11 protein-coding genes and 1 tRNA gene are annotated in these 18,589 nt (G+C 71.2%); 1 reads left to right on the forward strand and 11 read right to left on the reverse strand.

What is annotated here, in order from left to right; genetic code table 11:
• Together ACWD68_RS39945 and ACWD68_RS39950 are read right to left on the reverse strand one after the other, a co-directional pair.
• Positions 1-331, reverse strand: a 331-nt coding sequence (locus ACWD68_RS39945) for a glycosyltransferase family 2 protein (RefSeq protein WP_451811383.1), incomplete at its 3' end; no start/stop codon positions are given.
• A gap of 170 nt (positions 332-501) precedes the next feature.
• The gene (locus ACWD68_RS39950) at positions 502-927 is read right to left on the reverse strand and encodes a DUF3052 domain-containing protein (RefSeq protein WP_451811373.1); all 426 of its coding nucleotides are present in this window, start codon (positions 925-927) and stop codon (positions 502-504) included.
• 312 nt (positions 928-1,239) lie between these two features.
• Between ACWD68_RS39950 and ACWD68_RS39955 the strand changes: the two genes are divergently transcribed.
• On the forward strand, positions 1,240-2,802 hold the full coding sequence (locus ACWD68_RS39955) for an APC family permease (protein ID WP_451811374.1): 1,563 nt from the start codon (positions 1,240-1,242) through the stop codon (positions 2,800-2,802).
• A gap of 129 nt (positions 2,803-2,931) precedes the next feature.
• On the opposite strand, the gene ACWD68_RS39960 is transcribed toward ACWD68_RS39955, so the two are convergent.
• The 9 genes from ACWD68_RS39960 to ACWD68_RS40000 all read right to left on the reverse strand — a co-directional run bounded on the left by ACWD68_RS39960 (position 2,932) and on the right by ACWD68_RS40000 (position 17,035).
• Positions 2,932-5,223 carry an ABC transporter permease gene (locus tag ACWD68_RS39960; protein WP_451811375.1) on the reverse strand — a complete coding sequence of 764 codons (2,292 nt, stop codon included), beginning with the start codon at positions 5,221-5,223 and terminating at the stop codon, positions 2,932-2,934.
• On the reverse strand, positions 5,220-5,894 hold the full coding sequence (locus ACWD68_RS39965; protein ID WP_451811376.1) for an ABC transporter ATP-binding protein: 675 nt from the start codon (positions 5,892-5,894) through the stop codon (positions 5,220-5,222). The genes ACWD68_RS39960 and ACWD68_RS39965 overlap by 4 nt, the downstream gene beginning before the upstream one ends.
• 75 nt (positions 5,895-5,969) lie before the next feature.
• Positions 5,970-6,380, reverse strand: coding sequence for a hypothetical protein (locus ACWD68_RS39970; RefSeq protein ID WP_451811377.1), 411 nt, complete (start codon positions 6,378-6,380; stop codon positions 5,970-5,972).
• A gap of 560 nt (positions 6,381-6,940) precedes the next feature.
• Positions 6,941-7,014, reverse strand: a tRNA-Thr gene (locus ACWD68_RS39975).
• Between the two features lie 108 nt (positions 7,015-7,122).
• Positions 7,123-8,706, reverse strand: a complete 1,584-nt coding sequence (locus tag ACWD68_RS39980; protein WP_451811378.1) for an alpha/beta hydrolase — start codon at positions 8,704-8,706, stop codon at positions 7,123-7,125.
• Positions 8,707-8,857: 151 nt separating this feature from the next.
• Positions 8,858-10,063, reverse strand: a complete 1,206-nt coding sequence (locus tag ACWD68_RS39985) for a DNA polymerase III subunit delta' (RefSeq protein ID WP_451811379.1) — start codon at positions 10,061-10,063, stop codon at positions 8,858-8,860.
• Between the two features lie 260 nt (positions 10,064-10,323).
• A complete protein-coding gene (gene tmk, locus ACWD68_RS39990; RefSeq protein ID WP_451811380.1) occupies positions 10,324-13,683 on the reverse strand; it encodes a dTMP kinase in 3,360 nt (1,119 codons plus the stop codon).
• Positions 13,684-13,790: 107 nt separating this feature from the next.
• Positions 13,791-16,589, reverse strand: a complete 2,799-nt coding sequence (topA, locus tag ACWD68_RS39995; protein WP_451811381.1) for a type I DNA topoisomerase — start codon at positions 16,587-16,589, stop codon at positions 13,791-13,793.
• Between the two features lie 248 nt (positions 16,590-16,837).
• On the reverse strand, positions 16,838-17,035 hold the full coding sequence (locus ACWD68_RS40000; RefSeq protein WP_451811382.1) for a hypothetical protein: 198 nt from the start codon (positions 17,033-17,035) through the stop codon (positions 16,838-16,840).
• Positions 17,036-18,589 lie beyond the last annotated feature (1,554 nt).

An 18,589-nucleotide genomic window follows, 5' to 3' on the forward strand; every position in this document is an offset into this window, starting at 1 on the left:
GCCCGCCCAAGCCCGGCAAGCTCCAGTTGCTGCGCGAGGTGGGAGTGACTCTGCGAGGAGAGGGGTGATCCGGACCGTGGAGTCGGAACAGCTCGACGACGACGTCCACGTCCCCGAACTCACGGAGCCGGCTCAGCCCGACATTGCGGCCACCGGGGCAGCCGAGGTTGTCGTCCAGTTCGATGGCGGTCACCTCTCCCGGCAGGCCGAGGCGCTCGGCGAACTCGGGCAGCGGGCAGCCGTTGCCGACGATCACGATCCGGGTGGGCGCCACGTCCTGCTTGGCCACGGAGGTGAGCAGTGCGTCGACCTCGACGGGCCGGTTGCCCATGGTGACCACGGCAACGGCGATCCGCGGCCCCTCCTCCGCCTGTGACACGACACCCACCCCATCCCGGCCGACAACTGTGCCGCGATGCTAGTCGTTCACCGGGACGACCCCTCAAGTACGCCCTCCCGTCCGCCGTGCGTACGTCCTGATCTACGCCCATACGTCCGCCGTCAGGAGCTCCGGTTCTCCTTGCGCCGTACGAATTTCAGCCCCGACCAGTCCTCCCCCAGCGCCGCCACCTTCACATCGACGACGCCCAAGGGCAGGAACAGGTCCCGCAGATCGTTCTCCGTGATGTCGCTGAGGTGCCCGGCCGCTCGGCGGGGCCAGGCGATCCAGAGCATGGCCCTGTCGGACAGGTCCCGGACCAACTCGGCCGCCTGCGCCGCCAGTTCCGCACGCTCCCGGAAGAAGGCAACGGTGACGTCCGCCCCCTTCGGGCCGCCGTCCTCGACCTCGCAGTCCTCGGGCAGTCCGGGGATCTCCCAGTCCCGCGGCCCATGGGTCAGCCGTACTCGCTGATCCGCCTTGATGCCGATCTTCCGGGCGAGCGGAGTACCGGAGTACCCGCCGCCCGCAGCGCTGGATCCCGTCATCCCCGCAGGATGGCACCACGCGGGCCCGGCGGCCCGCGTACGCGCCCCTGACCTCGAAGTGCCCGGCGCGGGGCAGCCCGGCCGGCCCCTCCTTGGACGCGGGCCGCGCCCGCTCGAGGGCGGTGGACATCTTGCGCCGCGCGGGGCCCGACGGCTCGACTACCGGTTGTCGGCGAGCGGGTTCATGCTGGTGGGAGCGGCCCGGTGCCCCGGACTTCCCCGGCACTCCCGAGGATCCCCGAGGTCTCCCGGGCCGGGAACAGCGGGCGTCCCGCCCACCACCGGCGGCGCCACAAGGTTCCGGAGGGCGTCATGAGCTCACCATCCGTCCCGCCGCCCGCACCACTGCCCCCGCAGGGGCCGGGCACCACGGACAAGGGCCTCAAGGGTGGCGCCCTGGGCCTGTTCTCCAGCACGGTGATCGGGCTGGCCTCCACCGCCCCCGCCTACAGCCTCGCGGCGGTCCTCGGCCTCATCGTCGGGATCGTGGGCTTCCAGTCGCCGATCGTGATCATCCTCTCCTTCGTCCCGATGTTCCTGATCGCCTACGGCTACAAGGAGCTGAACCGGGCCGATCCCGACTGCGGCACCACGTTCACCTGGGCGGCCCGGGCCTTCGGCCCCCGTACCGGCTGGCTGGGCGGCTGGGGCATCGTCGCGGCCGACATCATCGTGATGGCCAACCTGGCCCAGATCGCCGGCGCGTACGGCTTCCAGCTCGTGGGCGCGGACGGGCTGGCGGAGGACACGTTCTGGGTCACCGTGGTCGGCGTCCTGTGGATCGCCGTGATGACCCTGGTCTGCTACATCGGCATCGAGCTCTCGGCCAACCTGCAGAAGGTGCTGCTCACCATCGAGATCGTGGTGCTGTGCCTGCTGGCGGTCACCGCACTGGTCAAGGTCTACGGCGGTACGGCACCGGACGTCTCGTCGGAGGTCTCGTGGTCGTGGTTCAACCCCTTCGAGATCGACTCGTTCGACGACCTGACCAAGAGCATCCTCGCCGGGGTGTTCATCTACTGGGGCTGGGACACCGCCGTCTCCGTGAACGAGGAGACCGTCGACCGTGACCGCACCCCCGGTCGCGCCGCCGTCATCTCCACCGTCATCCTGCTGCTCGTCTACCTCGTGGTCACCACGTCCGCGCAGGCGTTCGCCGGGGTGGGAGAGAAAGGCATCGGCCTGGGCAACCCGGACAACTCCGGAGACGTCCTCTCCAGTCTCGGCGCCGAGGTCTTCGGCACGGGAGGCTGGGGCACGGTCGCCACCAAGCTCCTGATCGTGATGGTCCTGACCTCGGCGGCGGCCTCCACCCAGACGACCATCCTCCCCACGGCCCGCACCACCCTGTCCATGGCCGCGTTCAAGGCCATCCCCCAGCGCTTCGCCCGTATCCACCCCCGCTTCCTCACCCCGACCTGGTCCACCGTGGGCATGGGCCTGGCCTCGATCGCCTTCTACGTCATGCTGACCCAGGTGAGCGAGGACGTCCTGGCCGACTCCATCGGCTCGGTCGGCCTGATGATCGCCTTCTACTACGGCCTCACCGGCTTCGCCTGCGTCTGGTACTACCGCAAGGTCCTGACCCGCAGCCCACGCGACCTCTGGACACGCGGGATCATGCCGGGCCTGGGCGGCGCCCTGCTCCTCTACTTCTTCCTCAACGCCTGTGTGGTGTACTCCGCCGCGGACTACGGCAGCACCTCGTGGACCCTGCCCTTCCCGCCGCACTGGCAACTCGGCGGCGTCTTCGTCACCGGCATCGGCGCGCTCCTCCTCGGCGCCGTCCTGATGGTCCTGTACAGCGCGTTCCGCCCGTCCTACTTCCGCAAGGAGACCATCCCGATCTCGTCCCACCACCAGGACGGCCACTGACCGAACCGGAACCCGGACGTCCGGGACCGGGCCCGGTCCCGGGCCCGGTCCCGGTGGCAGGCCTACGCACGACGGGTGCCCGACCAACCCTGCGCCCCCGTCGGTCCCGCCCCGTCGGTCCCGGCCGGATCAGTCCCGGCGGATCAGTTCCGGGTCGATGCGGCGGCCCACCAGCGGCAGCGAGCCCACCGCGGCCATCGCCACCACGCCTGCCGCGGCGAGCGCGAGCAGGGGGATGCCGGCCAGGTCCCATTGGATCGTGCCGCCGCCGGTGATCAGGTAGCTGGACTCGGCGAGTTTGCCCGTGAACAGGGCCAGGACCAGGCCGAGGCCGAGTGGTAGCACGACCTGGGCGCACTGCACGGCACGCATGGTTCCGGCCCGCGCGCCGATCAGTGTGACGGCGGTGACCTGTGCGCGGCGCTCGACGGCCCGGTCGGTGACGGACACCAGGAAGGCGGCCACCCCGATGACCAGCCCCATGATCATGCCCAGGGCCAGCAGGGTCTCGACCACGGAGATCTGCTCGAGGCCTTGGATGTTCAGCCCTACGAGTTCGATCTCGGCGATCGGAGCGACGGCGGCGATGCCGTCGAGGACGGCCCGCACCCGCCCGGGGTCGGAGCTGCCGGCGAGGAGAAGTTCCGCGTCGCGTGGGCGGGCGTCGGCGGGGAGGGCGGACGGCGGGACGAGGAGCTCGGCGGTGCCGACCGCGGACCCGGAATACCCGCTGTAGACGACCCGCCCGGCGGGCACGGCGATGTTCAGGCTCTGGTCCCGCCCGTTGTCGGCACGAAGGCGGAAAGGGAACGAATTGCCGGGACGCATGTCGGATCCCACGCTTGAGTTCGGGTCCACGAGCCGCAGCACCTTGCCGTCCACGCAGCCCTCGGTGCGCACGGTCATCCGTTGCAGCTGGGCGCACGTGGCCACCAGGGCCGTGGCCGAGGAGAGGACGACGCCGGGCTGCTCGGCGTTGAGGTCGACCCAGGAGTTCATCAAAAGGGCGTGTGCCTTGGCCCCGGACACGTCGTTGAGGTCCCGCTGCTGCCGTGTGCTGAGCCCCGACAGGGGCAAGGAGTAGTCCTGGACCGCGCCGGACGGGCGGGTGACCTGTTCCAGCTGGATGAGGACACCCTGGGCCAGCGACGCGACATAGACGAGCAGGACCAGGCTGGTGACCACCCGCATCGCGCTGCCCGGCTCGGCCTCGTTGCGCCGCATCGCGAGGTTGAGCGTCAGGGACTGGGTGGTCCGCGCCACCCGGCGCGCCAGCGCGTACGACAGCAGCGGCAGCGTCAGCACCAGTCCGACGCCGGTCAGGACGACGCCGGCGACCACCAGCACCGCGTTGAGGCCGAGGCTGGAGGCGGGGTGTCCCATCAGGTCGGTGGCGCAGAAGCCGCACACGATGCCCAGGCCGCTGAGCAGCAGCAGGCCGACCCACTTGGACGGGGGTCGCGGGACCGCCGTACGCCGTACCGCGAGCGGATTGACGGTCGCGTCCCGCGCGCTCTCGCGGCTGACGAACCAGGCCAGGGCCGGACAGCCGACCAGGCAGACGGCGATCGTGGCGGCGGACAGGGCGCCGTCGCCCGGATACCACCTCAGCCCTGGCAGACCTGCCCGGGACATCACCTGGTTGAGCACCCAGTACTCGCCGAGTCCCAGCACCGCGCCCAGCAGCGCCGCGACGACGGTCTCGGCGGCATTCACACGCTGGGTGCCCTTGATGCTCAGACCCAGTAGCCGCAGTGCCGCGAGGCGGCGCATACGGCTGGCGGCGGAGAGCCGGGCGCAGACCGACAGGAAGATTCCCAGGGGCAGCAGGACCAGGGTGGCCAGGGCGAACCGCACATCGGTGAGGGTGGACGGCTCGACGGCCGGGAAGGGCGCGTAGCTGTAGCCGAACCCCTTCAGGGTCCGCCCCTCGCGGGCGATGCCGGCCCGACCGGTTCCGACGTAGGCGTAGAGCTCGTCGGGATGTGCGAGCCCGGCCGGGGTGATCACGCCCGCTTCGCGGCCCGGCAGCAGGGCCTTGACGCCGGGTGCGGCACGCAGCAGGTCATGCGCGCGCGGGGAGACGAACACCTCACCAGGGGAGGGAAGTTCGCTCAGCCCGGGAGGTACCGGATGCGGGCCCTTGGCACCCTCGGCGACGAACACCCGGGTGAAGGACCGTGAGCCGTAGGCGTCGTCGCGCTGCAGAACGAGGGTGCCGTCCGTAGGCCCCTTGGCCGAGGTGACGGGCTGCCGGGCGGCGGCACGGCCGTCGTGCGCGTCGAGGATCGCCGGAACGGTGAGGACGAGGGCGAGGCAGCAGACCCCGATCGAACCTCCGGCGGCCATGAGGAAGAAGCGTGTTCGGTTGCCGCGTCCCGCCCCGAACAGCAGGCGCAGACCGAGCAGGAATTCCCTCACACCGCACCTCGTGGGCTCAGGACTCCGTCAGCCATCGTGTAGTGGGTGTCGGCCTGGGCGGCGACGGCCGGGTCGTGCGTCACCAGAATGACGGCGGTCCCCTGCGACCGGGCCAGGCCGAGGAACTCCTTGAGTACGGCGGAGGCGTTGGCACTGTCGAGCGACCCTGTCGGCTCGTCCGCGAAGACGATCGCGGGCCGGTGCACCAGCGAACGCGCGACCGCGACGCGCTGGCTCTGCCCGCCGGAGACCTGTCCGGGGCGGCGCTCACGCAGATCGCCGAGTCCGAGGCGTTCGAGCACCTCGCCGGCTGCCGCGAGTGCGGGTCCCTTGCGCTGCCCGGCCAGGCGCAGAGGCAGGGCGGTGTTCTCCTCGACGGTGAGTTCCGGCAGCAACTCGCCGTACTGGAAGACGAATCCGAACCGTTCCCGGCGGAGCGCGCTGATCTCGTCGTCGCCGAGACCGCCGAGCACCCGCCCTTCGAACCGCACCTGACCCCGCGTGGCGGGGAAGACGCCGGCGAGACAGTAGAGCAGCGAGGACTTGCCTGAGCCACTCTGTCCGGTGATGGCCACAACCTCCCCGACGGACACCGAGAGGTGGGCGTCGAGGACGGCCGGCTGCTTGCCGTAGGAGAGGTCAACTCCATTGGCAACAAGTATTTCTGACATGCTGTTGGCTTCCCCCAAAGAAGCGTGCGGGCCCAGGAGGACGTCCTGGGCCCGCGGTCTTGCCTGAGTGAGCGACTACCGCTGGTAGTGCTTGGTCGACGAGCAGTTGTCAGGGTTCAGCGAGCCCTTGTCGCGGCAGAGGCGTATGTACGCGTTGCTGGTGTACGGAGCGGCGCCGTCCCAGTTCGGCTGATCGAGGGAGACGGAGCTCCTCTGCTTGCCGTTGTACCGGCTCCAGCCGTAGCCCTCGACCTTCACCTGCACGTAGACGTTGTGCCCGTCACCGCCGTCGGTGTCCTTGAGGCTGCCCTTCCACTCGAAGGCACCGTGGTTCTGCCAGGACGGCCAGAACGCGTACTTGCCGTCCTGGAAGGATCCGCCCCCCGTGGTGAGCGTCGGAATGCTGTGCCATGAGACCGCCATCGCGGTCCCGGCGCTCAGGGCGAAGATCCCGCCGGCGAGCACGCCGACTGCCAACTTGCGCACTATTCCCCGTTTTTTGTTCACCCTGGTTTGGTCGTTGTGCTCCCAGGGCCGCCAATGATCGTAATGGGAGTGACGGGGCGGGAAACTGAATTAAGCGGCACTGATCCGGTTTGACCGGTTCTCGATGAGGGTCTTTACCCGTTCATGACATTTCGATCTTCGAAAAATGCCTGCTGTCCGGATCACGACCGACCGGATCCAGGAACAACTCCACTGCCGGGACCCGGCGTTGATCCGGCTGCCGTCCACCGCGCGGGGCTCCGGGGACATGACGAACGGAATGGTTCAGCGCGATGCAAGACGTCGGCCGGGCTCCGGAAGGGCAGCCGCTCCATCGTCCGTCGACCCGCAGCTACCGGGACCCGAGCTCCGCGACCGCAGCGCCGGCCTCCTCGCTCATCCAGCGGCAGAAAGGGCGGCTCCCGTCTCGCCGAAGCCACGGGTCGACCGGGAAGAAATCAGGGACACTGAAGCCGCGCGGCCCGCGCCCGGCGTCGCCGTCGCGTCCGGAAAAAGCAAAAGCCCCAGGTCACGGCGAGTGAGTCCTGAGGCTTCCACAGAGCCGCCTTCGGGATTCGAACCCGAGACCTACGCATTACGAGTGCGTTGCTCTGGCCATCTGAGCTAAGGCGGCGCGCTGCCCACACCTATGGTGCGATCGGCAACGTCGGTAAGTCTACACAGTTTCCGAGGGTGCTCCGTCCACGCCCTCGAGGGTGCGCTCCAGGGGAGCGCTGCAGGGCTATGAGCAGCGCTTTCCCTTCTGGGGAGGGGTGCCCTGAAGGAGGTATCGGTTGATCGTGGAGTCGATGCAGGAGCTGCCACGCCCGTACGCGGTGTGGCCGTCCCCGACGTAGGTGAGGAGGGTCCCGGAGGAGAGCTGGGAGGCGAGGGACTGGGCCCAGGGGTACGGCGTCGCCGGGTCGCGGGTCGTGCCGACGACAAGGATCGGCGCCGCGCCCTTCGCCTCGATGCGGTGAGGTTCGCCGGTGTTCTTCACGGGCCAGTACGCGCAGTTCAGAGAGGCCCAGGCCAGGCCCTCGCCGAAGACGGGGGACGCCTTCCCGAACGCGGGCAGCGACTCCTCCACCTGGTCCGGTCCGGAGAAGGCGGCCGGCAGGTCGAGGCAGTTCACCGCGGCGTTGGCGGACATCAGGTTCGCGTACTGGCCGTCGGCGTCCCGCTCGTAGTAGCTGTCGGAGAGGGCCAGCAGCCCCGCCCCGTCGTTCCGCTTCATCGCGGAGGTGAGCGCGTCGCGCAGTTGCGGCCAGGCCGTCTCGTCGTACATCGCCGCGATCACCCCGGTCGTCGCGAGCGCCTCTCCGAGCTTGCGGCCGTCCGCGTCACCCGCCGGGATGGGCGTCTTGTCCAGCTGCTGGAAGAACGCCTTCAGGTTCCTGCCCACCTGGTCCGGGCTCGTGCCCGCGTCACCCAGCGGGCAGTCGCTGTGCCGTACGCAGTCCTTCGCGAAGGACTGGAACGCCGTCTCGAACCCCGCCGTCTGCTCCTCGTTCAGCTTGCGCGCGGTCAGGGACGGGTCCAGCGCGCCGTCCAGCACCAGCCGGCCCGCCCGGTCCGGATAGAGGCCCGCGTAGGTCGCCCCCAGAAACGTCCCGTACGACGCCCCCACGTAGTTCAGTTTCTTGTCCCCCAGCACGGCCCGCAGGATGTCCATGTCGCGGGCGGCCTCGACCGTGGAGACATGCCGGAGCAGCTCGGGCGAGCGCTCCCCGCAGCCTTCGGCGAACTTCTTGAACGCCTCGACGAGCTGATCCGTCTCCTGGCCGTCGTCCGGCGTGGTGTCCGTCTGCGTGTACGCGTCCATCTCACGGCCGTTGAGGCACTCGACCGGCTCGCTGCGGGCCACTCCGCGCGGGTCGACCGCGACCATGTTGTAGCGGGCGCGGACCTCCGCCGGGTAGCCGATCCCGGCGTACGCCTGGAGGTAGCCGATCGCCGAACCGCCCGGCCCTCCCGGGTTGACCAGCAGCGAACCCAGCGGCTTGCCCGGCCCCGTGGCCTTCTTGCGGGAGACCGCCAGCCTGACGTCACCCGCGCCCGGCTTCGCGTAGTCGAGCGGCGCCTTCATCGTGGCGCACTCGAATCCGGGGACACCGCAGCTGCGCCAGTTCAGCTTCTGCTCGTAGTACGGCGAGAGAGCGGTCGGCGTGGCACGCGGCAGCGCGGCGAGCACGGCACTCGTCGTCGCGGCCGTCGTCGTGGAACTTCCGGAGGAGCAGGCGGAGATGAGCAGCGCCGCGGAGGCCAGCAGCACGCCGCTCCTGCGGAGGGGTCGGGACGGCCGGGAATTGCGCCTCATGTGCATCTCGCGAGCGTAACCTTGCGCGATCAATGGATCACCTTCAGTCGCCGAAGCGGCTCGTACGAGTGACTCGGTCAACCCACCGCCGGAAGCGTCGTCTCCTGGCGGGGTGGCCCGGCCCGGCGCGGGGCATGCCGGGGCGCGCGCACGGGTATCAGCCCGCTCTCAGCGCCATGGTCATCGCCTCCACCGCGAGCAGCGGGGCGACGTTGCGGTCGAGTGCTTCCCGGCACGCGGCGATGGCGTCGATGCGGCGCAAGGTCGACTCCGGCGAGCCGCCGCGGGCCAGCCGCTCCAGGGTGTCCCCCGCCTCCGCGTTGGCGATGGCCAGGCGGGAGCCGAACTGCAGGGCGAGTACGTCGCGGTAGAAGCCGGTGAGGTCGATCAGGGCCAGATCGAGGCTGTCGCGCTGCGTACGCGTTCTTCGGCGCTTCTGCCGGTCCTCCAGCTCCTTCATGACGCCCGCCGTGCCGCGCGGCATCCGGCCGCCCTGAGCCGCGCCGAGCGCCGTCTTCAGGTCCTCGGTCTCCTTGACGTCGACTTCCTCGGCGAGCGTTCTCGCGTCCTCCGAAGCCGTGTCGATCAGCTCCTGCGCCGCCTTGAGGCAGCCACCGACGTCGTCGATCCGCAGCGGGAGCTTGAGGACGGCGGCGCGGCGCTGACGGGCGCTCGGGTCCGTGGCGAGGCGGCGGGCCCGCCCGATGTGGCCCTGTGTCGCGCGCGCGACGGCCGCGGCGACGTCGGGCTCGATGCCGTCACGGCGTACGAGGATGTCGGCGACCGCCTCCACCGGCGGCGTGCGCAGCGTCAGGAGGCGGCAGCGGGAGCGGATGGTGGGCAGTACGTCCTCGATGGACGGCGCGCAGAGGAGCCAGACCGTGCGGGGAGCGGGCTCCTCGACGGCCTTCAGCAGGACGTTGCCCGCGCCCTCCGTGAGACGGTCCGCGTCCTCCAGGACGATGACCTGCCAGCGGCCGACGGCCGGGGACAGCTGGGCGCGGCGGACGAGGTCGCGGGTCTCCTTGACGCCGATGGAGAGCAGGTCGGTGCGGACGATCTGCACATCGGCGTGGGTCCCGACCAGGCTCGTATGGCAGCCGTCGCAGAACCCGCAGCCGGGGATCCCGCCGAGCGCGCGGTCGGGGCTCACGCACTGCAACGCGGCCGCGAACGCGCGCGCCGCCGTGGAACGGCCCGAGCCGGGCGGCCCCGTGAACAGCCAGGCGTGCGTCATCTTGGACGCCTCGGGGGGCGGGGCGCTCGCGGCGACGGCCGTGACGAGGGCGTCGGCGTCCCGGGCAGCGGCGGAGAGCTGCTCGCTCACCTTCTCCTGGCCCACCAGGTCGTCCCACACAGACATGGGCTCCGCCCTTCCGTCGCGTTTTGTCTTGCGTCGTCCATTGTGCGGGTCGCCACTGACAATCGGGCCACGGCGGGGGCCGCTCCCGCAGCGACCCCGTGACAACCGGCGCCCCGGGACCAGGGCGGGTCCGGGTCCCGGGTCCGGACTCGGACCCGGGCCCCGGACCCGCACAGCCTCGTCCGGACCCGCACAGCCCCGGCCCGGACTCGCACAGCCCCGTCCGCCCCGCGACGCCTGGCACGCCCTGGCGGCGGGCCCTAGCGGCGCCGCCCGCGCCCCTGCCCCTCGTCCCAGTCGTCGTCGTCCTCGCGCGGGCCCAGCAGTTCGTCCGCCAGGGTCGGGAGATCGTCGAGCGGGGTCTCCTCGGCCCAGTCGGGGCGGGGCCTGCGGCGCGGAGTGCCCGACTCGTCCACCTGCGGCAGTTCACGCGTGCGGTCGACGGGACCCTCGGGCCCCGCTGCCGGCCGCTCGTCGCGGAAGTAGCCCCGGGGCATCCGGTCCGCGGGATTGCCGGACGGCGCGTCGGCCCCGGCGCGTGCGTCCCGCACCGGAGGAAGGACCGCCGTCTCGTCGGCCGCACGCGGACCCGGATCGACGGGCGGCAGCACCGCCGTCTCGTCGGCGGCCCCGCCCGGTACCGGCGGCTTCGGCAGCGTGGCCGTGTCCTCGACGTCGGAGCGGGACGCCGAGCGCGTCCCCGGACGCGTGCCCGCGCGGCCCTCGCTCGGCCGTACCGGCGGCAGCACGGCGGTCTCGTCAGCCGGCCCGCCTGGCGCCGGGCCGGTCACGACCGGCGTGGGCAGCGTCGTCTCGTTGTCCGGGACGGAGGCCGCCGCGCTCCGTGAAGCCGTGGAGGCGGACCCGGAGGCGGACGGGGACGGAGATGCCGGGGCGGTCGAAGCCTCACCGGCGTCGCGCCGTGTCCCGGCACCGGCGCCCGAACCGGCCGGGGCACCAGCCCTCGGACCGGCCCCGGTACCTGTCCCCGCGCTCGACACCGCGGCCTCGGCGGAAGCCGCCGCGGCCGCCGAAGCGGCAGCCGCCTCCGCGGCGAGCCGTCGGGCCTCCTCGGCCCGCAGCAACGCCTCCTCGGCCTTCCGCTGCTTCTCCAGGCGGCGTGCCTCGGCCTCGGCGCGCAGCCGCGCCTCCTCCTCGGCCTGCCTGCGCACCCGCTCCTCCTCGGCGGCACGGGCCTGTTCCTCGGCGAGAAGCCGGACCCGCTCCTCCTCGGCGCGGCGGCGGGCCTCCTCGGCACGCTGCCGGGCTTCCTCCGCCTGGCGCTCGGCCTCGCGCCGCTGAGCCTCTTCCAGCTCGCGCTGCTTGCGCTCCTCTTCCTCGGCCCGCAGTTTCGCGAGCTGTGCCTGGCGCTCACGCTCCAGGCGCTCCTCCTCCGCCTTGCGGGCGGCCTCTTCCTCGGCCTTGCGCCGGACTTCCTCCTCGGCCGCCCTGCGGGCCTCCTCCTGGGCCTTCACCTCGGCCTCGGAGAGGGGCAGCATCACGTCGAGCCGGTGCCGGACGACCGTGGTGACGGCCTCCGGCTCCTGCGCGGCGTCGACGACCAGGTAGCGGCTCGGGTCGGCGGCGGCGAGCGTCAGGAAACCGGACCGCACGCGCGTGTGGAACTCGACCGGCTCCGACTCCAGCCGGTCGGGAGCCTCGGTGAACCGCTCGCGGGCGGCTTCCGGCGACACGTCGAGCAGAACCGTCAGATGCGGTACGAGCCCGTCCGTCGCCCAGCGGTTGATACGGGCGATCTCCGTCGGGGACAGGTCGCGGCCCGCGCCCTGGTAGGCCACCGAGGAGTCGATGTAGCGGTCGGAGATGACGATGGCGCCCCGCTCCAGCGCGGGCCGCACCACCGTGTCGACGTGCTCCGCACGGTCGGCGGCGTACAGCAGCGCCTCGGCGCGGTGCGAGAGACCCGCGGACGACACGTCGAGGAGGATCGAGCGCAGCCGCTTGCCGACCGGCGTGGCGCCCGGCTCGCGGGTCACCACGACCTCGTGGCCCTTGGCCCGGATCCAGTCGGCGAGCGCCTGCGCCTGGGTGGACTTCCCGGCGCCGTCGCCGCCCTCCAGGGCGATGAAGAAGCCGCTCGTCGCGGGCATCTGCGCCGGATCGTCGCCGCCGCGCAGCGCGTCCAGCAGGTCCTGGCGCAGCGGCACCCCGGAACGGTCGTCGACCTTGGCGAGCACCAGGGCGGCGACGGGCAGCAGGAGCGCGCCGACCAGCATCAGCGTGAAGGCGGCCCCGCCGTGCGCGAAGACGAACTTGCCGTTCTCCAGACGGTGCGGGCCGATCGCGGCGGCCACCAGGGGCGCCACGATCGCGCCGACCGCCACGAAGACGCGTACGACCGCGTGCAGGTGCTCGGTCGTCCGGGCGCGCCGGTAGTCCTCGGCCTCCTGGTCGAGCAACGCGTGCCCGGTGTTGGCGGCGACACCGGCGCCGACACCGGCGGAGGCGACGATCAGCAGCACGGTGGTGACGTCCGGGACGAGTCCGGCGACCAGCAGCGCGACCCCGGTGAAGGCGATGGCGATCGCGAGCAGCCTGCGCCGCGACAGCGAGGGGAGCAGTGAGGGGGCCGTGCGGATACCGACGACGACACCGCCGGTCAGGGCCAGCACCAGCAGCCCGTACGTCACCGGTCCGCCGCCCAGGTCCTTGGCCTCCAGCACGGAGACGGCGACGGCGGCCGAGATCGCGCCGGCGACCGCGGCGCAGGCCGGCACCAGGAGCGGGATCGCCCCGGTGCGGCCCTTGTCGATGCCGGTGCCTGTCTTCGGGCGGCGCAGCCCCTCGAGCGGCGACCGCGCGCGCGGGGTGCGGGCGTCGGGCAGCTCCAGGAAGGTGACCACCGACAGGGAGGCCGCGAACAGTCCGGCCGCGACGTACGAGGCGAGCGCCGCCTGGTGCTGGTCGAACCAGTCGATCCCTGCGCCCAGCAGGTTGCTGACGAGGGAGACGGCGACCAGGGCGGCGGCGGCGATCGGCACCGAGATGAACGCCGTACGCAGGGACAGCCGCCTCAGCGCGTCCATGTGGTCCGGCAGCGGGCGCACCGTGGCGCCTTCCAGCGGCGGGGCGGGTAGCAGTGCGGGCGCCGCGCTCTCCCGGCACACCGTCCAGAACCGTTCGGCGACTCCGGTCACGAAGGCGATGACGAGGAGGACGGCGAGCGCGTTGTCCGGGGTCCAGTCGATGAACAGCGGCGCGACGATGAGGAGCACGGCCCGCAGGCCGTCGGCTCCGAGCATGGTCCAGCGCCGGTCGAGGAGCCCGTCGGGGGAGGTCAGCGACGTCAGGGGTCCGAGGAGTACGGCTCCGAAGAGCAGCGTCGCGAGGACGCGGACTCCGAAGACGGCCGCCACGGCGAGGGCGGCCCCGCGGTAGCCACCGCCGAAGGAACCCTGGGAGATCGCCGCCTGGAGTACGAGGACGACCAGGACGAGCAGGGCCAGCGAGTCCGCGACACCTCCCACCAGGTGTGCGCTCCACAACCGCTTCAATTGCGGTTGGCGCAGCAGCGCGCGAACGGCGCGCTCGCGTGAATCTGCGACCAGGGCGTCGTCGGGGGCCCGATTGTGGGCCGTTGGCTGCTCGGCTCGCGTCATCCTGCCAGCCTATCCGGACCCACTGACTCCCCGAAGGGGTGCCCGAACATACGGACGCCCCCACACCAAAAGGTGTAGAGGCGTCCACATCTCTGACGTGGAGAACGTCAGCCTTCGGAGGCAGCCGTCTTCTTCGCGGCGGTCTTCTTGGCCGGCGCCTTCTTGGCGGCGGTCTTCGACGCCGTCGTCTTCTTGGCGGCGGTCTTCTTGGCCGGTGCCTTCTTGGCGGGCGCCTTCTTCGCGGTCTTCTTGGCCGGACCCTTGGCACGCTTCTCGGCGAGCAGCTCGTAGCCGCGCTCCGGCGTGATGTCCTCGACGCTGTCGTCGGAGCGCAGGGTCGCGTTGGTCTCGCCGTCGGTCACGTACGGACCGAAACGGCCGTCCTTGACCACGACGGGCTTCTGGCTGACCGGGTCCTCGCCCAGCTCCTTCAGCGGCGGCTTGGCGGCCGCACGGCCCCGCTGCTTGGGCTGGGAGTAGATCTCCAGCGCCTCTTCGAGCGTGATGGTGAAGAGCTGGTCCTCGGCCGTGAGCGACCGCGAGTCCGTGCCCTTCTTCAGGTACGGCCCGTAGCGTCCGTTCTGCGCGGTGATCTCGACGCCTTCGGCGTCCTTGCCGACAACACGCGGCAGGGACATCAGCTTGAGGGCGTCGTCCAGGGTCACCGTGTCGAGCGCCATCGACTTGAACAGCGAGGCGGTACGCGGCTTGACGGCGTTCTTGCCCGTCTTCGGGGTGCCCTCGGGGAGCACCTCGGTGACGTACGGGCCGTAGCGGCCGTCCCTGGCGATGATCTGGTGACCCGACTCCGGGTCGGCGCCGAGCTCGAAGTCGCCGCTCGGCTTGGCGAGCAGTTCCTCGGCGAGTTCGACGGTCAGCTCGTCCGGGGCCAGATCCTCGGGCACGTCGGCGCGCTGGTGGTTCTCGGAGTCCTTCTCGCCGCGCTCGACGTACGGGCCGTAGCGGCCGACGCGCAGCACGATGTCGTTGCCGACCGGGAAGGACGACACCTCGCGGGCGTCGATGGCGCCCAGGTCGGTGACGAGCTCCTTGAGGCCGCTCAGGTGGTCGCCGTCACCGTTGCCGGCACCGGCGGCACCGGTCGCCTCGCCCTCACCGAAGTAGAAGCGCCTCAGCCACGGCACGGCCTGCGCCTCACCGCGGGCGATGCGGTCGAGGTCGTCCTCCATCTTGGCGGTGAAGTCGTAGTCGACGAGCCGACCGAAGTGCTTCTCCAGGAGGTTGACCACGGCGAACGACAAGAAGGAGGGCACCAGGGCCGTCCCCTTCTTGAAGACGTAACCGCGGTCGAGGATCGTGCCGATGATCGACGCGTACGTCGACGGGCGGCCGATCTCGCGCTCTTCGAGCTCCTTGACCAGGGACGCCTCGGTGTAGCGGGCCGGCGGCTTGGTGGCGTGGCCGTCGACGGTGATCTCCTCGACGGACAGCGGGTCGCCCTCACCGACCTGCGGGAGGCGGCGCTCGCGGTCGTCGAGCTCGGCGTTCGGGTCGTCCGCGCCCTCGACGTACGCCTTCAGGAATCCGTGGAAGGTGATCGTCTTGCCGGACGCGCTGAACTCGGCGTCACGGCCGTCGGCCGCGCGGCCCGCGATCTTCACGGTCACGGAGTTGCCGACCGCGTCCTTCATCTGGGAGGCGACGGTCCGCTTCCAGATCAGCTCGTACAGCCTGAACTGGTCGCCGGTCAGTCCGGTCTCGGCCGGGGTGCGGAAACGATCACCCGAAGGACGGATCGCCTCGTGGGCCTCCTGCGCGTTCTTGACCTTCCCGGCGTACGTGCGCGGCTGCGCCGGCAGGTAGTCGGCGCCGTACAGCTGCGTGACCTGGGCACGGGCGGCGGTGATCGCCGTGTCCGACAGAGTCGTGGAGTCCGTACGCATGTAGGTGATGAAGCCGTTCTCGTACAGCTTCTGCGCCACCTGCATGGTCGCCTTCGCGCCGAAGCCGAGCTTGCGCGAGGCCTCCTGCTGGAGCGTCGTCGTACGGAACGGCGCGTACGGCGAGCGGCGGTAGGGCTTGGACTCGACCGAGCGGACCGCGAAGTTCGTGTCCTGGAGGGCGGCGGCGAGCGCGCGGGCGTTCGTCTCGTCCAGGTGGAGCGTGTTCGCGCCCTTGATCTGGCCCAGCGAGTCGAAGTCGCGGCCCTGGGCGACGCGCTTGCCGTCGACCGAGGTGAGGCGGGCGATCAGGTTGGACGGGTCGCTCGCGTCGCCGGCGCGGCCGGTGCCGAAGGTGCCGGTCAGGTCCCAGTACTCGGCGGAACGGAAGGCGATGCGCTCGCGCTCCCGCTCGACGACGAGCCGGGTCGCCACGGACTGGACGCGGCCCGCCGACAGCCGCGGCATGACCTTCTTCCACAGGACCGGCGAGACCTCGTAGCCGTAGAGGCGGTCGAGGATGCGTCGGGTCTCCTGGGCGTCGACCATGCGCTTGTTGAGCTCACGCGGGTTGGCGACGGCGCTGCGGATCGCGTCCTTGGTGATCTCGTGGAAGACCATCCGGTGGACGGGAACCTTGGGCTTCAGGACCTCCAGGAGGTGCCACGCGATGGCTTCGCCCTCGCGGTCCTCATCGGTGGCGAGGAAGAGTTCGTCGGAGTCCTTGAGCAGGTCCTTGAGCTTCTTGACCTGGGCCTTCTTGTCAGCGTTGACCACGTAGATCGGCTGGAAGTCGTTCTCGACGTCCACGCCGAGGCGGCGCACCTCGCCGGTGTACTTCTCCGGCACCTCCGCGGCGCCGTTGGGGAGGTCACGAATGTGCCCGACGCTCGCTTCGACGACATAGCCGGGGCCGAGATAGCCCTTGATCGTCTTCGCCTTGGCAGGCGACTCGACGATGACGAGTCGGCGGCCGCCGTGTGCGGTGTCGCTGGTCGGGGACAACTTCGCTCTTCTCTCCGGTCGACGCGGAATCTCCTCGGGGCTTGGCTCCCGAGGGGTTGGGTCATGCTGACGCTGCGGAGTGTGACGGTACATCCCGCCCCCGTGTCAAACGGGAAAAGCCCGCAACGGCCACTCGAACGGTAACCCGACTACCGCCATTCCTGCCGCCCGGAGTGCCGACCAGCTCTTTCGGGCCTATCCGGAGGGTAACTTTTCAGTTACCGGAGCCCCGGTCCTCACGCGCGGTTTCACACGCGTGTGAAGCACCACATTCCCAGCGCCAGCGCCCCGGTCCCGGCGACGCTCGCGAGCGTCGCCGATGCGACGCGGTTCACACCGTGGGCTACGGACTCGCCCTGCCGCACCCGGACCACGGTCCAGGCCAGGAGCCCCCCTCCGAACAGGGTGAACACCGTCCCCGCGAAGATCGCCGGTCCGCTTTCCATGGGTCTGTCCTTCCGTCCCGAGCCTCAGGCTCGGGAGGCTGACACGCCCCGGCAGCGGACGGGCGAACCCACGGTGAACGCCGGGCGACCGGCACCCCATGGGGCGCCCACACCGTACCCGGCGCCGCCGCGCGCCCGGTCGTCCTCTTCTCCTCGGCGCGGCCCGCCACCCACCCGACTGTGGCGAATTCGTCGTCCCCGTCCCGCTCATCGCCCAGCCGGCCGAACACCTCCGCCCCCGCCCCGGTCACCCCACGCGACAGGAGCGAACCACCGCGTAGCTTTCCCCCAACCGATCCCCTTCTTCTCGCCCTTTCCCTACAAGCCATTTCCCCAGCCATTTCCCAGAGACCAAGCCCGCCTCGATTTCCGCGCCGATGCCGATGCCGATCTCACCCCTATGCCATGCCCATGCCCATGCCCGTAGCCGCGGTGTGGCGAGGCGGGGCCGGACGTGGCGCGGCGGGCCGCGGGCCTGACGGGGCGAGGCTGCGACGGCGTGTCCACGGTTACCCGCGCCATCCGTGTGGCTCACAGGTCCACGCCGTCGCCGTGCGGGACATGCGCGAGGCCAACCGCCCGGGTGAACGACGCGCTGCAGCGAGCCCACGGCGGACGGAGCGGACGAGCTGCCGCGGATTCCAGCCACGGTGATGGCCGAGCCGGAGGGCGGAGGCGATGACGGAGGAGGCGGAGGCGACGGAGGAGGGCGAGGCAGCGACGGGGGAACGGCGCCAGAAGGCAAAGACGGCGGGCGGAGGCTGTGGCTGATGCGGTGGCGGTAGCTGGTCCTCGTGCGGTGGTGGCGGTGGCGGTGGCGGTGGCGGTGGCGGTGGCGGTGGCGGTGGCGGTGGCGGTGGCGGTGGCGGTGGCGGTGGCGGTGGCGGTGGCGGTGGCGGGTCAACGAGCCGGGGTTCGCGGGATTCCGCCTGAAGCGCGACGCCGCAGTCGCCGAGGTAAGCGGCACGCGCGGGAGAGCTGGTCGGAAGCGTTCGCCACCAAACGGATGTTGGCCTGTTTCACATCCCTGGGGAGGATGCTGACCCGATCCGCGTGGAGGACGCCGATCGGCGTCTGGCGGACCCGTTCACGGGCGCCGAGCCCGACCCCTGCGACGCGGACGGGCACTGGGGCCCAGCCTTCGGACGACGCCCGCTGAACGCCGGACTCCGGCAGGGCGACAGCCACTCGCGCGTATCGAACGCCCCTGTCGAGCGGCCCTCCGGCGGGACCGCTCAGGCAGCGGCCTGCGGGGCCGGTACGAGGGCAGGCGGGACGAGCGGAACGGGCGGGACGGCGAAACCGCTGTGCCTGCGAATCCCGCGATTCCACAAACCGGCAGGACCGCAGGGATCCGCCGGTCCTGCAGTCCTGCAGTCCGGCAAGACCACAAACCGCAAGGCCGCAAGCCGCAGTGGCCGGGCCACCGGGGCCGGGCCACCGGGGCCGGGCCACCGGGCCTGAGGTTCCCCCTGCCGGCCGGACAGCTTGATACTGGGACGGATGGTCCCGGAGGAAGCAGTCACAGGTAGTGAGTAGCAAGAGCAACATGAG

The organism is Streptomyces sp. NPDC005141 (assembly GCF_053599975.1).

Coding starts and splice junctions, on each gene's coding strand:
- ACWD68_RS39955 (WP_451811374.1), top strand. CDS start 1,240: ATGAGCTCACCATCCGTCCCGCCGCCCGCACCACTGCCCCCGCAGGGG.
- ACWD68_RS39980 (WP_451811378.1), bottom strand. CDS start 8,706: ATGCACATGAGGCGCAATTCCCGGCCGTCCCGACCCCTCCGCAGGAGC.
- ACWD68_RS40000 (WP_451811382.1), bottom strand. CDS start 17,035: ATGGAAAGCGGACCGGCGATCTTCGCGGGGACGGTGTTCACCCTGTTC.
- ACWD68_RS39950 (WP_451811373.1), bottom strand. CDS start 927: ATGACGGGATCCAGCGCTGCGGGCGGCGGGTACTCCGGTACTCCGCTC.
- tmk (WP_451811380.1), bottom strand. CDS start 13,683: ATGACGCGAGCCGAGCAGCCAACGGCCCACAATCGGGCCCCCGACGAC.
- ACWD68_RS39965 (WP_451811376.1), bottom strand. CDS start 5,894: ATGTCAGAAATACTTGTTGCCAATGGAGTTGACCTCTCCTACGGCAAG.
- ACWD68_RS39985 (WP_451811379.1), bottom strand. CDS start 10,063: ATGTCTGTGTGGGACGACCTGGTGGGCCAGGAGAAGGTGAGCGAGCAG.